Source organism: Agromyces sp. NPDC060279 (assembly GCF_042726785.1).
In the GTDB taxonomy this organism is placed as follows: Bacteria; Actinomycetota; Actinomycetes; order Actinomycetales; family Microbacteriaceae; genus Agromyces.
The window spans coordinates 165,854-180,529 of sequence record NZ_JBHXBK010000005.1 but is presented as its reverse complement, the minus strand read 5'-3'; the positions used below and the strand labels follow the sequence as shown (position 1 = coordinate 180,529).

The 14,676-nt window shown below is 74.1% G+C and carries 12 protein-coding genes; 4 read left to right on the top strand and 8 right to left on the bottom strand.

All coding sequences use genetic code 11. The annotated features are described in order from the left end of the window. Nucleotides 1–47: 47 nt before the first annotated feature. The 5 genes from ACFWE1_RS14565 to ACFWE1_RS14545 form a co-directional block, all read right to left on the bottom strand. Entirely contained in the window at nucleotides 48–998 is a 951-nt protein-coding gene (locus ACFWE1_RS14565; RefSeq protein ID WP_376934121.1) for a DUF389 domain-containing protein, read from the bottom strand. Nucleotides 999–1,060: 62 nt separating this feature from the next. Then, nucleotides 1,061–1,699, bottom strand: coding sequence for a TetR/AcrR family transcriptional regulator (locus ACFWE1_RS14560; RefSeq protein WP_376934120.1), 639 nt, complete (start codon nucleotides 1,697–1,699; stop codon nucleotides 1,061–1,063). A 42-nt stretch (nucleotides 1,700–1,741) separates the two neighbouring features. Beyond that, nucleotides 1,742–2,197, bottom strand: a complete 456-nt coding sequence (locus tag ACFWE1_RS14555) for a glutathione peroxidase (RefSeq protein WP_376934145.1) — start codon at nucleotides 2,195–2,197, stop codon at nucleotides 1,742–1,744. 121 nt (nucleotides 2,198–2,318) lie between these two features. After that, nucleotides 2,319–5,378 (bottom strand): AAA family ATPase, encoded by a 3,060-nt coding sequence (locus ACFWE1_RS14550; RefSeq protein WP_376934119.1) that lies wholly within the window; start codon nucleotides 5,376–5,378, stop codon nucleotides 2,319–2,321. Between the two features lie 275 nt (nucleotides 5,379–5,653). After that, entirely contained in the window at nucleotides 5,654–6,298 is a 645-nt protein-coding gene (locus tag ACFWE1_RS14545) for a pyridoxamine 5'-phosphate oxidase family protein (protein ID WP_376934118.1), read from the bottom strand. Nucleotides 6,299–6,373: 75 nt separating this feature from the next. On the opposite strand from ACFWE1_RS14545, the gene ACFWE1_RS14540 reads away from it, so the two are divergent. The 3 genes from ACFWE1_RS14540 (at nucleotide 6,374) to ACFWE1_RS14530 (ending at nucleotide 8,888) form a co-directional block, all read left to right on the top strand. Further along, on the top strand, nucleotides 6,374–7,834 hold the full coding sequence (locus ACFWE1_RS14540; RefSeq protein ID WP_376934117.1) for a PLP-dependent aminotransferase family protein: 1,461 nt from the start codon (nucleotides 6,374–6,376) through the stop codon (nucleotides 7,832–7,834). Nucleotides 7,835–7,934: 100 nt separating this feature from the next. After that, the gene (locus tag ACFWE1_RS14535) at nucleotides 7,935–8,423 is read left to right on the top strand and encodes a LysM peptidoglycan-binding domain-containing protein (RefSeq protein WP_376934116.1); all 489 of its coding nucleotides are present in this window, start codon (nucleotides 7,935–7,937) and stop codon (nucleotides 8,421–8,423) included. 48 nt (nucleotides 8,424–8,471) lie between these two features. Next, nucleotides 8,472–8,888, top strand: coding sequence for a hypothetical protein (locus ACFWE1_RS14530; protein WP_376934115.1), 417 nt, complete (start codon nucleotides 8,472–8,474; stop codon nucleotides 8,886–8,888). Between the two features lie 16 nt (nucleotides 8,889–8,904). On the opposite strand, the gene efeB is transcribed toward ACFWE1_RS14530, so the two are convergent. The 3 genes from efeB to efeU all read right to left on the bottom strand — a co-directional run bounded on the left by efeB (nucleotide 8,905) and on the right by efeU (nucleotide 12,344). Continuing rightward, entirely contained in the window at nucleotides 8,905–10,209 is a 1,305-nt protein-coding gene (gene efeB / locus ACFWE1_RS14525; protein ID WP_376934114.1) for an iron uptake transporter deferrochelatase/peroxidase subunit, read from the bottom strand. Nucleotides 10,210–10,214: 5 nt separating this feature from the next. Next, complete coding sequence (gene efeO, locus ACFWE1_RS14520) at nucleotides 10,215–11,423, bottom strand: iron uptake system protein EfeO (RefSeq protein ID WP_376934113.1); 1,209 nt, start codon at nucleotides 11,421–11,423, stop codon at nucleotides 10,215–10,217. Nucleotides 11,424–11,495: 72 nt separating this feature from the next. Then, nucleotides 11,496–12,344 (bottom strand): iron uptake transporter permease EfeU, encoded by an 849-nt coding sequence (gene efeU / locus ACFWE1_RS14515; RefSeq protein ID WP_376934112.1) that lies wholly within the window; start codon nucleotides 12,342–12,344, stop codon nucleotides 11,496–11,498. Between the two features lie 140 nt (nucleotides 12,345–12,484). Here efeU and ACFWE1_RS14510 point away from each other — a divergent pair, with 140 nt between their 5' ends. Next, complete coding sequence (locus tag ACFWE1_RS14510) at nucleotides 12,485–14,638, top strand: S9 family peptidase (protein WP_376934111.1); 2,154 nt, start codon at nucleotides 12,485–12,487, stop codon at nucleotides 14,636–14,638. Nucleotides 14,639–14,676: the final 38 nt, after the last annotated feature.

Genomic DNA, 14,676 nt, shown 5'->3' with positions numbered 1-14,676 from the left:
CGCACCCGGGCGCCGGCTCTCCTCGTGAGGGCCGGCGCTCGGCCGTGTCACCGGCTGCCGATCCGCTCGCCGCGGCGCACCCCGCCGCGCACCACCTGGATCTGCACGAACAGGGTCACCACGCCGCCGGTGACGATCGCCGCGAGGTTCACGACGAGCTGCAGCAGCGAGGTGCCGAGCGTGTGCCACTCGCCCGCCGCGAGCGCGAGGGCCGCCGCACCCGCGGCCGGCACGGTCGTGACCGAGATGAGCACGCCGATGAGCGCCCCCGACTTCGCCGAGGTGAGCGAGAGCACCCCGGCGATGCCCGCGAGGAAGCCGACGATGTAGCTCAGCACGTTCGGCGTCCAGATGAACTCGGTGGCCGGATGCGAGGAGGCGAACGGGTCCGCCGGGAACACGCCCCAGCTCACCATCAGCAGGCTGAACAGCATCGCCACGACGATGGCCGAGGCGTAGCCGACGAGGATGGCGACCGCCGACCGCCCCACGACGCGCCACCTGCGCCGGACGATTCCGACGGCCATGGCGGCGAGCGGGCCGAAGTCGGGTCCGACGACCATGGCTCCGACGATGAGGATCGGCTGGTCGCTGACGACCCCGACCGCCGCGATCATCGTCGCGACGGCGATGAAGACGAGGAAGGTCGCGGTGAGCCGCACCTCGTCGCCCGCGCGGGCCTCGACCTCCTGCCAGACGACGGCGTCGTCCTCGCCCCCGAAGACGCTCGCGGCGCTGCGCTTCGCGTTCGGCGAGAGCGTGAGCTCGACGGACTCGATCGCGATCGAACCGGAGCGGTCGAGGCCGGCGGCGTGCAGTTCGCCGAGGAGCTCGCTCGCGGCCACCCGGTCCACGTCGCAGAGCACGACGTCGCCCGTCGGCTCGGCTCCGGCGCCGGGCAGCCGGATGACGTTGGAGACGTGATCGCGGTGCACGTCGAGCACGCGATCCACGGCCGGCCCGAGCCCGCTCGGCACGATCATCCGGAAGTGCAGCATGCGCTCAGTGTGCCGCCGGAGCGCGGCGGGGCGGGCGAGGCGCGCGCGACCGGCTCGACCGGTTACGCCGTGGAGACGAGCCCGTCGATGAGGCGGTCGAGGGTCCAGCGCCGGGATGCCTCGTCGGCTTCGCCCGTGTCGAGCCCCAGCTGGGCGGATGCCTCGAGCCGCGGATGCCGGCTCGGCTCCTTCCACAGCGTCTGCGGGGCGGGCGCCTCCTCCGGGGCCGCCGCGGCCGCGGCATCCAGCGCCGCCGCACCGATGACCTGCGCCCGCACCGCGTGCCCGGCGAGCGCCGCCGCGTCGGCGCCCAGGCCCGCCTCGGCGAACGCGGCGATGAGCGCCTCGGCGACGTCCTTCGACCGCTCGCCGTCGAGCGGACCGCTCGTGAGCAGGGCGATCGAGCCGGCGTGGCCGGCGATGCGACCGCGCAGCGCGGCGGCGATCGCGTGGATCCGCTCGCGCCAGGCGGGCTCGGCGCCGGACTCGGCCTCGGCGACCCCCGCCAGGAGCTGCTCGATCATCGCAGCCTGCAGCGCGCCCTTCGAGGGGAAGTACGTGTACAGCGCGGTCGGGGTGAGGCCGAGCGCGGCCGCCACCGCCCGCACGGAGACGGCGGCGAAGCCCTTCTCCTCGAGGATCTCGAACGCGGCGTCGACGATGTCGGCCTGGCTGATGCTGCGCCGGGGTCCGGGTTTCATGCGGGTGGGGCTCCTTGGTGCTCGACCCACCACGCTACCGGCTCAGGAGGCGGGGAGAGACGACTCGATCGCCTCGATCACCTCGGGGGCGTCGGGCTCGGTCGTCGGCCGGAAGCGGGTGACCTCGCGACCGGGCGAGACGAGGAACTTCTCGAAGTTCCAGGTGACGCGGCCGGCCTTGCCCGAGGCATCCGGCGTCTGCTTCAGCTCCTGGTAGAGCGGGTGCGCGTTGCGGCCGTTGACCCGCACCCGGTCGAGCACCGGGAACGAGATGCCGTACGTCGTCGAGCAGAACTCGCTGATCGCCTCGTTGCTGCCGAGCTCCTGCAGGAACTGGTTGCTCGGGAAGCCGAGCACGGTGAAGCCCCGGTCGGCGTAGCGCCGCTGCAGCTCCTCGAGCTTCGCGTACTGCGGGGTGAGGCCGCAGCGCGAGGCCACGTTCACCACGAGCACCGTCTGGCCCGCGTAGTCCGCGAGCGAGCGCTGCTCGCCGTCCATGGTGGAGAAGGGAATGTCGTCCAGAGCGGTCACGTCGTACCTCCTGGGCCAGCCTACGCCCGCTCGAGCGGCGAGCCGCCCGGCGTCGGCAGACTCCCAGCCGGGCGGGAGAACCGCGGCACTACGTCGGCGGCGTCGCCGCGAGCCCCGCGCGGTAGACCGCCTCGGTACGGGTGGCCGCGCCCAACTTGCGCAGGATGGCGGAGACGTGCACGCTCGCGGTCTTGCCGCTGATGAACAGCCGCTCGCCGATCTGCCGGTTGCTGAGCCCCTCGGCGATGAGCGCGAGCACCTGGCGCTCGCGGGCGGTCAGCTCGGCCGTGGCATCCGCCGCCGCGTCGACGGCGTCGGTCACGCCGATCGCCCGGCCGGCGCCGGCCCCCTCGAGCACGAGCCCCGCGGCGCTCGCGACGCGCACCACCGAGGCGAGCACCGCCCCGATGCCGGAGCGCTCGGCCTCGTCGTGGGCGAGCTGCAGGCTCGCTTTGGCCGCCTGCCGCTCCCCCGCCTCGAGCTCGGCCTCGCCGAGCCGCAGCCGGGCGTAGGGCCCGAGCAGACGCAGCGCCCGCGGATCGTCCACGGCGTCGACGGCGCGACGCCAGGCCTCGACGGCGTGCTCACGGTCGGACTCGAGCTCGGCGTCGATCAGTGCGACCCAGAGCGGGTGCAGCGGCCAGTGGGCGAAGCGAGCGAGCAGCGCACGCAAGCGGGGCTCGGCCGCGGAGGCGGCGGCGAGCAGCTCGGCTTCGTCGGCGTTCGCGGCGGCGTGCCCCGAGCGGGCCGCGGCGATCGTGCGCGCGAGCGCCCAGGCGTAGGGCAGCCCGTAGCCGGCGATGGCCCCCTCGTGCTCGTCGAGGAGCGGCGCGGCCTCGCGCCAGGCGGTCACGACGTCGCCGTGGGCGAGCGCGATCTCGGTCGCGACGCGGCCCACGCTCTGCCGGGTCTGCAGCTCGACCTCGCCGACGGCGTTCATCGCGGCCCGGTTCGTGCGCAGCACGTGGTCGGCACTCGCGAGATCGCCGCGCCAGAGCTCGGCCCATGCCTCGGCGCGCCACAGGTAGATCTTGAACGGCTCGGGCGGATCGAGCGCCAGCGCCCGCTCGATGAGCTCGAGCCCGCGCTGCCAGCGGCCGAGCGCGAAGAGCGGGTCGACGGCGTTCGAAGCCAGGATGACGCCGCTGCTGCGCTCGAGGCCTGTGGCCCGGGCCCGGGCGAGCCCCTCTTCGGCCAGCTCGATCGCGAGCTCGTAGTCGCCGAGGAGGTTGTAGAGGTCGGAGGCGTTCACCCAATAGCGGAGCAGGGCCGAACCGTCGCCCTCGGCGAGCTGCTTCGCCCGCTCGAGCTGCTCAGCCGCGCCGAGGGGGTCTTCGAGGTGGGCGCGACTGACCGCGGCGATGTTCAACGCGACGGAGGCGAGCCGCGGGGCGCCGATCGATTCCGCGAGCTCGAGCGCACTCTGCGCCATCTCGGCCGCCTCGGGCAGCTGCCCGTCGATCATGTAGCGCCCGGCGAGCGAAGTGCGCACCGAGGCGCGCAGCTCGGCTGGGCCGTCTGGCCCGAGCACCTCGAGCGCCTCGAGCAGCAGCGGGATCGAGCCCGGTCGCCCGTCGCTGCCGAGCGTGAGCGCACGGTCGCGCAGCAGCCTCGGATAGTTGGGGTCGTCGCGCGGGCACTCCGCGAGCGCCGCCTTGATCACGGCGAGGCTGCGATCGTTCTCGCCCGCGTTGCGGTGGTGGGACGCCGTGCGCCCCATCAGCTCGGTGCGGCTCATGCCCGCGATCTCCGCCGCGCCGCCGCCGGCCCCGCGCTCGCCGTCCGGCCCGCCGGAGGTGGCCCCGCCGGAGGTGGCCCCGTCGACCACGTCCCACAGCGCGAGCGCCCGCTCGCCGAGCTGGGCCGCGGAGGCGAAGGCCGAGGCCGCCCTGGCCTCGCGCATGGCCTGCACCGTGGCGGGGAACGCCCGCATCGCGTCGTTCGCGCCGAGCCAGTGGTAGGAGATCTCGGCCGCGAGCCGGCGACTGCCGGCGGCCGCGAGGGCCTCGTACGCCTCGGCGTACCTGGCATGGAACCTGGCCCGTTCGCCGGGCAGGATGTCGGCGAGGATCGCCTCGCGCACGAGGGCGTGCCGGAAGCCGTAGTCCTCGCCGTCGACGACCAGGACGCCGCCGAGCACGGCCTCTCGCGCCGCCTCGTCGAGCTCGTCGTCGCCGCCACGGAAGACCCGGGTGAGCAGAGGGTGCCCGACCCGCACCCCGCCGGTCGCGATGAGTCGGAGCAGCTGCTGCGCCTCGTCGCTCAGCCGCTCGTACCGGGCGAGCAGCAGGTCGCGCAGGGTGTCGGGCAGCTGGCCCTCGTCGGTGCAGCCGTCGAGCCCGACGACCTCTTCGACGAAGAACGGCACGCCGTCGCTGCGGCGGAAGAGGGTGTCGAGCAACCCCTCGTCGGGCGAGCTGCCGGCGAGGGAGGCGGCGAGTTCGCGCACCTCGTCGCGCGACAGCCGGGACAGCTCGCGACGGTCGACCCAGCGGTCGCGCTCGAGCTCGGCGAGGAAGGGGCGCAGCGGATGCCCCCGCGTCACGTCTTCGCTGCGGTAGCTGAGCAGCAGCATCACCCGGCTGGCCGTGAGCGCGCGCACCAGGAAGCGCAACAGCCCGAGGCTCGCCGGGTCGATCCAGTGCAGGTCTTCGACCACGAGCACGACCGGCCGCTCGCGGGACACCGTCTCGAGCAGCACCGCGACGGCCTCGTGCAGCTGACCGCTCGCGCCGGGACCGCCGGCCACGGCGGGCACCGGCTCGCCCGCCCCGCCGGACTCGGCGAGCTCGGGCAGGAGCGCCACGAAGGCGGCCCGCCCTGGGCCGACAGTGTCGAGGGCGCGCTCGGCGCCGATGTCGGCGACGAGGCTGCGCAGCGCCGCCTTGATGGGCGCGTACGGCGCGGCCACCGTGCCGAGGTCGACGCACTGGCCGACGATGACCCGGGCGCTGGTGGCCGGATCGGCCGCCCCGGCCACGGAACCCACGCGGGCCGCGAACTCGCGGATGAGCCGGCTCTTGCCGATGCCCGCCTCGCCCCCGACGACGACCGTGCGAGGCATACCGGCCTCGGCCTCGCCGAGCAGCCCGTCGAGCCAGGCGAGCTCGGCGTCGCGGCCGATCATGGCGCTGGCGGAGGTGGTCACCTCTTCATGCTGCCACGCACCGCCGACGGCGGGCACGCGCTCCGCCGTCAGCGGATCGGCGGTCGTCACGACGTGCGAGCGGTGGCGCGCTCCTCGGCGGCGCGGCGCAGTTCGAGCACCTGCTCGGCGCGTCGCAGATCGGCGGCGTAGGTGCTCGTGGCGAGCACGGCGTCTGCGAATTCCATGATCTTCTCCCCTGTTCGGTACCTCGAGCCTCGCGACTGAGGTACCGGCGGGGCATCCGGCGATCGCCCTATTCCTGCGCGCGAGGCACCTCAGACGCCCGTGAGGCGGCGCACCGACTCGGGGAGCGGGGTGCCCGCAGGGGTGAGCGGCGAGGGCTCGGGCTCGCCCCAGGCCCGGCCGAGCGGCACGACGCCGGCCCAGGCGGAGTGGTCCTCGCCGTCGTCGGGGGCCTCGCCGACACCGGCGGCGCGGGCCTTCATCACGAACTCCTCGATCGGCATCCGCAGTGCCCGGGTCGCCGCGTACTCCTTCTTCGTCGTGTCGCGCACCTCGGCCGGGCGACCGGGCATGAGGTGGGCCGAGAGGGCGACGAGGGCATCGTGCTCCTCGGCAGCGGGCACCGTCTCGAGCACGCCGTAGACGACGGCGCTGCGGTAGTTCATCGAGCTGTCGAACAGCGAGCGGGCGTAGACGAGCCCGTCGAGCGAGGTCACCGCGAACGCGACAGTCGCGCGCTCGGCCGCCGCCCGCAGCGCGAAGCCGCCGCCGGTGGAGCCGTGCAGCAGCAGCTCGTCGCCGACCCGGGCGTAGGCCATCGGGATCACGAGGGGCTGGCCGTCGGCGACGACCGCGAGGTGGCCGACGAGCTCCTGATCGAGCAGGGCGTCGAGTTCGGCACGTTCGTGACGCTGACGTTCGGGCTTGCGGCGGATGCGGCGGGGGGAGACACTCATGCAGGCAGTCTCGCCCGCCCACTGGTATCGTGTGTAGACCAGTTCTCCGTGATTCATACAGACCAGTTGGAAGCCATGGCCGAGCCGCTTCTCCTCCTCGACCGCCGAGCGGGCGCCGGGCTCGTCGCCCAGCTGGTCGCGGCACTCCGGCGCGACATCCTCGACGGGCGCCTGCGCGCCGGCGACGCGATGCCGTCGACGCGCGGCCTCGCCCGCGAGCTCGCGATCTCCCGCAGCACCGTCGTGGCCGCCTACGAGCAGCTCGCGGGCGAGGGCTATCTGGAGCTCCGGCAGGGGGCGGCGACGCGCGTCGCCGAACTGGAGCCGCGGACGACGCAGGAACCCGCCGACGCATCGGATGCCTCGCCCAATCCTGTTGCGGCGTCGCCCGCCGCCCGGGCGCCCCTCGCCGACCTCTCCCCCGGCGTCCCCTCCACCGCGCGGCTCGACGAGCGGGCCTGGCGCGCCGCCTGGCGAGCCGCTGCCGCGCATCCGCCGTCGTCGTCGCCGCCGCCGCTCGGCGTCCCCGCCCTGCGCGCCGCGATCGCCGAGCACCTGCGAAGCGCCCGCGGGGTGCACTGCGCACCCGAGGACGTCGTGGTGGCCGCCGGCACGAGCGAGGCGCTCGCGCTCGTCGCGCGGGCGCTCGTCGCACTCCGCGGCGGGGCGGTGCGCGTCGGGGTCGAGGACCCCGGCTACCCCGCCGGACGCCGGGCGCTCGAGCGGCACGGGGCCACGCCGGTGCCGCTGCCCCTCGCCGACGGGGGCCTCGAGCTCGGCGCGCTCGAACGCGCCCTGCAGCGGCGCGGCCGTGCCCGGCTCGACGCCGTCATGGTGACGCCCAGCCACCAGTACCCCCTCGGCGGGCGGCTGCCCGTCGCCGACAGGCTCGCGCTCCTCGAACTCGCGGCCCACGCCGACGCCTTCGTCGTGGAGGACGACTACGACAGCGAGTTCCGGCACACGGGCGCTCCGCTGCCCGCGCTCGCCTCGCTCGACGGCGGCGAGCGGGTCGTGCTCGTCGGCAGCTTCTCGAAGGTGCTGACCCCGTGGCTGCGACTGGGCTACCTCGTGCTGCCGGCGCACGCCGGTCTGCGCGCGGCCGTCGCGACCGCGCGCGCAGAGCTCGACACCCCGGTCGCCGGCCCGGTGCAGCTCGCCGTCGCCGACTACCTTGAGCGCGGCGCGCTGCGTCGACACATCGCGGCGACCCGCCGCGAGTACACGCACCGGCGACGACTCGTGCAGGACGCGCTCGGCGGCCTCGACCCCGAGCGGGCCCGCCTCACCGCGATCGACGGCGGCCTGCACGCGGTGCTCGAGCTCCGGGACCGGGCAGCGGAACGCGCCCTCGTCGCGCAGCTGGCCGAGGAGGGCGTGATCGTCGCCCCGCTGGCCCAGTACGCGGCGGGCGGCGATCGCGGCGCCGGCCCGGCCGGCATCGTGCTCGGCTATGCCGGCGTCGGCGATCTCGCCCTGGCCGCCGCGCTCGAGCGGATCCGTGCGGCGCTCGAGCGAGGGCAGTTCGCCCAGTGAACCGGCCGGAGGGTGTGTTCCACATTCTCGCCGCGGCGTCCCCACCGGCGCCGACTGAGAGCTAGGCTGACCGAGCCCACCGGATCGATGAGGAGCCCTCGTGAGGCCAGTCCCCAGCATCGCGCGACGACGCCGCACGCTCGGCGCCGCCGTGATCGTCCCGCTCGCGATCGTCGGCTTCGCGGCCTGCGCCCCGGCCTCGCCGCCGCCCGCCGAGACCGTCGTCGTCACCGTCACGGCCACCCCGACGCCGACGCCCACCCCGACGCCCACCGCACCGGTCGCAGCACCCGAGCCGCCGCCGGCGCCCGAACCCGTGCCGAACGAGCCGGCGCCCGTCGTCGAACCCGGTCCGGCGGTCGATCTCGGCCCGATCCCGGGCGCCACCGGCACCCCCGTGCTCGACGGCGACGGCATGCCGATCCGGTACACGGTCGTCTCGGGCGACAGCTTCTTCGACATCGCGCAGCGCTTCGACCTGCCGCAGCAGCAGTTGCTGCGCATGAATCCGCAGGTCCACGACTTCGGCGAGGCCGTCTACATCGGCGACGAGCTCAACCTCGACTGGACGAAGACCGGCCTCGGCTGAGCGAGCGCGACGCAGGCCGCGCGCAGCCTGCTCCGGTAGCCTGACCGGGTGCCGCCCGCCCTCGCCCTCGACTCCCCCGTGGTCGTCCTCGAGCCGTGGAGCCCCTGGCCGCTCGTCTTCTCGGCCCTCGTGCTGCTCGCCGGCGCGGTGCTCGCCATCGCCGGTCGCGAGCACCGCTGGATGCGCGACCTCGGCTACGTACTCGTCGTCGCCGGACCGCTCTCGGGGCTCGCGATGCTCGGCTTCCTCTCCGGCAACTGGGACCAGGGGCAGCGCCGCGACGCGATGATCGAGATCGGCTACGAGCAGCCGCGGTTCTCGGGCGGCGAGGGCATCGTCGGCGGCACGCTCGGCGCGATCGACTTCACGGCCGTGCGCGACGGCGCGGAGGTCTCCGGCCAGCTGCAGCCGCTCGGGGGCGACCGCTGGGCCGTCGTCGAGGGCGCCCGTTCCACGCAGGAGTAGGGCGGCGCCGGCCGGCTCAGTCGAACAGCCGCTGCCCCACGAACTCGCCCTCCGCCACACCGCCCGGCACGGCGAAGATCGCCGAGCCGACGTGCTTCAGGTACTCGTTCAGGCCGTCGGCCGCGAGTGAGGTCTGCACCCGCACGAACTGCTCCGGCGAGCGCTGGAACGACAGGAAGAACAGCCCGGCGTCGAGGCGGCCGAGCGCGTCGTTGCCGTCGACGAAGTTGTAGCCGCGCCGCAGCAGGCGCGCGCCGCCGTTCATGGTCGGGTGCGCGAGCCGCACGTGCGAGGCCGGGTCGATCAGCGGCGCGCCGGTCGCGCCCGCCGCCTCGAAGTCCGGCTCGGTGAACTCGGTGCCCCCGGAGAGCGGGGCGCCCTCGCCCTTCGAACGGCCGACGAGCTGCTCCTGCTCGCCGAGCTGCACGCGGTCCCAGTTCTCGATGACCATGCGGATGCGCCGGGCCACGAGGTACGAGCCGCCGGCGAGCCAGGCCGGCTCGTCGCCCGGCTGCACCCACACGTGCTCGTCGGCGACGCCGGGCTCCTCGGCCTTGATGTTCGCGGTGCCGTCCTTGAAGCCGAAGAGGTTGCGCGGCGTCGCCTGCGCCGTCGACGTCGAAGAGGTGCGGCCGAAGCCGAGCTGCGACCAGCGCAGCGTCGCGCGCCCGAAGGCGATCCGGCTGAGATTGCGGATGGCGTGCACGGCGACCTGCGGGTCGTCGGCGCACGCCTGGATGCAGAGCGCGCCGCCCGTGCGCGCCGGCTCGAGGGCGTCGCCCTGGAACCGCGGCAACGCCACGAGCTCGGGCGGGCGACGGGCCGCGAGGCCGAAGGGGTCGCCGCCGTCGGCGGTCTCGAAGAGCTCGGGCCCGAAGCCGAAGGTGATCGTGAGCCCGGAGGCGGGCAGGCCGAGCGCCTCGCCGGTGTCGGCCGGCGGTGCGTAGTCGGAGCCGCCGACCGCGCCGCCCTCGGCGACCTCGAGGCCCTGGCTGAGCCGGGCCGCCGCGGCCGTCCAGTCGGTGAGCAGCCCGATGAGGCCCTCGCGGTCGAGCCCGGCGTCGGGGTCGAAGACGGCGAAGTGCAGCCGGTCCTGTGCGGGCGTGGTGATGCCGGCCTGGTGCGCCCCGTAGAAGGGGAACACGGATGCCCCGGCCGCGCCGCCGCCGTGGGTGCCCGCCGTGAGGGCCACCCCCGCGGTCGCCGCGCCGCCCGCGAAGCCCGCGGCCGCGCCGGCCGCCCCCGCACCGAGCAGGCCGAGCAGGCCGCGGCGGGAGACGCCGCGGGACTCGGGCTCGGCGGCGTCGTCCGGCTCGGTCATCGCGATCAGACCCCGAGCACCGTGGCGGTGAGCTGCGACAGCGGCTCGGCGAGCGCGTTCACGCGGTCGCTCAGCGCCTTCTTGTCGGCATCCGTCAGCGTCGCGTAGTCGACGAAGCCCGCGTCGAGCGAGCCGTACTTCGCGAGCTCGTCCTCGAGCGCGCCGAAGCGCTCGTCGATCTCGCCCGCGAGCGCCGTGCCCTCGTCGCCCTTCGACTCGGCGAGTGCGCGCACCGCGCCGAACGCGACGCCGGCGCCCTGCACGTTCGCGGCGAAGTCGGAGAGGTCGGTGCCGCTCCACCAGTCCTCCTCGCCGGTGATCTTGCCGGCGGCGACCTCGTCGAGGAGGGCGATGGCGCCATTCGAGATGTCGGCGAGCGACACGGAGAACGCGGAGTCGGTGACGAGCTCGTGCAGCTGGGTGACGTCGGCGACGAGCCCGTCGGCGTAGGCCTTCCGCTCCTCGGGGGTCGAGGGCGCCCAGTCCTTCAGGGCGTCCTGTCCGTCGGAGTTGAGCTCGCCGGGCTTCGGCGCCCAGAGGTCCTTCTCGATGCGGTGGAAGCCGGTCCAGTCGAGGCCGTCGGCGACGGCGTCGACCTCGCGGAAGTCGATCTTCGGGTCGAGGTCGCCGAAGGCCTCGGCGGTGGGCTCGATGCGCTCGTAGGGCACGCGCGCCTTCGCGAAGAGCGCACGTGCCGCATCGTCGTCGCCGGCGGCGTAGGCGTCGGCGAGCTGCTGCACGAGCGGGAGGAGCTCGGACGACTGCGAGCGCACGTACGCGAGGTACTCGGTGACGGCCTGGTCGCTGAGCTCCTGCTCGTCGGCGGAGACCGCGGAGGCCTTCCCGGTGACGGTGAACTCGGCGAGGCCGACCGGGGCGCCGACCTGCTGGAACTTGCACGCCGTGTAGTAGGTGCCGGGCTCGAGCTGGGCGGTGAAGTCGACCGTCTGCCCCGGCGTCACGTTCTCCTTCTCGCCGACGATGCGCAGCTGGTCGTCGGCGAGGATCTCGAACTCGTTCACGTCGCTGCCCGAGTTCGTGAGCGAGAACGTCACGGCCCCCGCGGGCGCCGTGCCGGTGGCGACCGCGCAGGCGTCGTCGCTGAGGTCGACGGCGATCGCCTGGGCGAGCTCGGACTTCGCCACGCAGCCGGTGAGGGCGAGCGCGGTGAGCGCGGTCGCCGCGACGGCGACGGGGAGGGCACGACGGGTCATGGATGCTCCAAGGGTCGGTGAGTGGATCGGATCACTGCTGGCGACGGTCTGGCGGGCCGACGGGCGTCGGATTCAGCCGGCGACGGGCGCCGGGGCGGGCGGCGCCGCGGCCGCGGTGTGCCGGCGGCGCAGCATCACGAGGTAGAGCGCCATCGTGACGGCGACGTAGGCCGTCCAGCCGATGACCTGGGCCCAGGTGGGCTCGGGCGTGAAGTTGAAGATGCCGCCCAGGAGGGTGTCGAGCCAGCCGCCGGCGGGGATGACCTGGGTGAGGCTGTAGGCGGGCGCGCCCCAGCCCGGGATGACCGAGGCCTCCTGCAGGTCGCCGATGCCGTAGGCGAGCACGCCGGCCGCGACGAGGATGAGGAAGAGCCCGGTCCAGGTGAAGAAGGCGCCCAGGTTGAAGCGCACGAGGCCCTTCGAGATGCCCCAGGCGATCACGATCGCGGTGGCGATGCCGGCGAGCGCGCCGAGCGTGCCGAGCACGGGGTCGCTGCCGCCGGCGACGTTCGCCCAGACGAACAGGGCGGTCTCGACGCCCTCGCGGCCGACGGAGAGGGCGCCGAGGAGCACGATCGCCCAGGAGGAGCGCTCGACCGCGGCATCCACCTGTCCGCGCAGCTCGCTCGACAGGGTGCGGCCGTGGGTGCCCATCCAGAAGATCATCCAGGTGACCATCGCGACCGCGAGGAGCGAGAGCACACCGCCGAGGATCTCCTGCGCCTGGAACGTCATCGCGTAGGGGCCCCAGGTGAGCACGGCGCCGACGCCGAGCGAGACGGCGACGGCGAGGCCGATGCCGACCCAGAGGCGCCCGAGGAGGTCGCGGCGGCCGGTCTTGCCGAGGTACGCCACCAGGATGCCGACGATGAGGCCGGCCTCGAGGCCTTCGCGGAGGCCGATCAGGTAGTTGGCGAGCACGGGCGTCTCCTGGGTCTGGACGGAGGATGGCTCTGATGAGAGCAGCTAAGGCTAACCTAAGTGGGCCGCCGCGGCGAAACGGATTCTCAGCTTCGGATGCGGCCGGGCCCTCGGGCCCGCCTCGGGGGTAGCGTGGGGACGTGCTCACTCCGCCCGTGACCCCCAAGCGACCGACCCAGCGAGAGCACCACGGCGACGTGGTGGTCGACGACTACGAGTGGCTGCGCGAGAAGGACGATCCCGAGGTGCTCGCCCACCTCCACGCTGAGAACGCGTACACGAAGGCGAAGACCGAGCACCTCTCCCTCCTCACCGAGCAGGTGTTCGAGGAGATCCGGGCGCGCACGAAGGAGACCGACCTCTCCGTGCCGACCCGCGAGGGCGAGTGGTGGTACTTCACCCGCACCCGCGAGGGCGCCGAATACGGCATCCACTGCCGCGTGCCCGCGGCCGGCCCCGATGACTGGGAGCCGCCCGTGCTGCCCGAGTCCGGCGGCGAGGCGCTGCCGGGCGAACAGCTGCTGTTCGACGAGAACGCCGAGGCCGAGGGGCACGAGTTCTTCGCGCTCGGCAGCTTCGACGTCTCCGCCGACGGCACCCTGCTGCTCACCGGCGTCGACGTCGAGGGCGACGAACGGTACGAGCTGCGCATCCGGGCGATCGACGGCTCTGGCCACACCTTCGACGACGTCATCCCCGGCACCTCCGGCGGCGCTCTGTTCGACCCCAGCGGCCGCTTCGTCTTCTACGCGACCGTCGACGAGTCCTGGCGGCCCGACACGATCTGGCGGCACGAGGTCGGCACCGAGGCATCCGCCGACGTCCGCGTCTTCTCCGAGCCGGACGAGCGCTTCTGGCTCGGCGTCGGGATGACCCGGAGCCGCCGCTTCCTCGTCATCGAGGCGGGCTCGAACATCACGAGCGAGACCCGCCTGCTCGACGCCGACGACCCGACCGGCGAGTTCCGCGTCGTGTGGCCGCGCCGCGAGGGCGTCGAGTACGACGTGGAGCACCTCGTCGCGGGCGGGCGGGACCGCCTGCTCATCACGCACAACGACGGCGCGCCGAACTTCGAGCTCGTCTCGGTCGCCGCCGACGATCCCGAGGGCCCGCGGCGCATGCTGCTGCCGCACGACCCCACCGTGCGGCTGGAGGGCGTGGATGCCTTCCGCGACTTCGTCGCCGTCGAGTACCGCCGCGGCGGGCTGCCGCGCGTCGCGATCGCGAAGGTGCCGGCGGCCGGCATCCCGGAGGGGGCGACCGCCGACGACACCCTGCACGAACTCGCCTTCGACGAGGAGCTCTTCGCCGTCGGCGTGCGCGGCAACCCGGACTGGGCGCAGCCGCAGCTGCGCATCGGCTACACGAGCTTCGTCACCCCCTCGACCGTGTTCGACGTCGTCGTCGCCACCGGCGAGCGCCGGCTGCGCAAGCGCCAGCCCGTGCTCGGCGATTACGACCCCACCCGCTACGTGCAGCGCCGCGAGTGGTCGACGGCCGAGGACGGCACCCGCGTGCCGATCTCGCTCGTCTACCGGCACGACCTCGTGACCCCCGGCACACCCGCGCCGACGCTGCTCTACGGCTACGGCTCGTACGAGCACTCGATCGACCCCGGCTTCGGCATCGCCCGGCTCTCGCTGCTCGACCGCGGCATGATCTTCGCCGTCGCCCACGTGCGCGGCGGCGGCGAGCTCGGCCGGCACTGGTACGAGGACGGCAAGAAGCTCCGCAAGAAGCACACCTTCAGCGACTTCGTCGCCGTCGCGCGGCACCTGAGCGACGAGGGCTGGACCGCACCCGACCGGCTCGTCGCCCAGGGCGGCTCCGCCGGCGGCCTGCTGATGGGCGCCGTCGCGAACCTCGCGCCCGGCGCGTTCAGCGGCATCCTCGCCGAAGTGCCCTTCGTGGATCCGCTGACCTCGATCCTCGACCCCTCGCTGCCGCTCACCGTCATCGAGTGGGACGAGTGGGGCGACCCGCTGCACGACCCCGAGGTGTACGCGTACATGAAGTCGTACTCGCCCTACGAGAACGTGCGCGACGGCGAGCACGGCGGACGGCACTACCCGCCGATCCTCGCGGTCACCTCGCTGAACGACACCCGCGTGCTCTACGTCGAGCCCGCGAAGTGGGTGGCGCGGCTGCGCGAGGCCGGCGCCGAACCCCTGCTGCGGATCGAGATGGCGGCCGGGCACGGCGGCGTCTCCGGACGCTACGCCTCGTGGCGGGAGCGGGCATTCGCCTACGCCTGGGTGATCGACCGGGCGAAGGCGCACCCGAGCGGCGAGTAGCCGGCAGCTCCGCTGAGCCTGGTTCGCTGAGCTTGTCG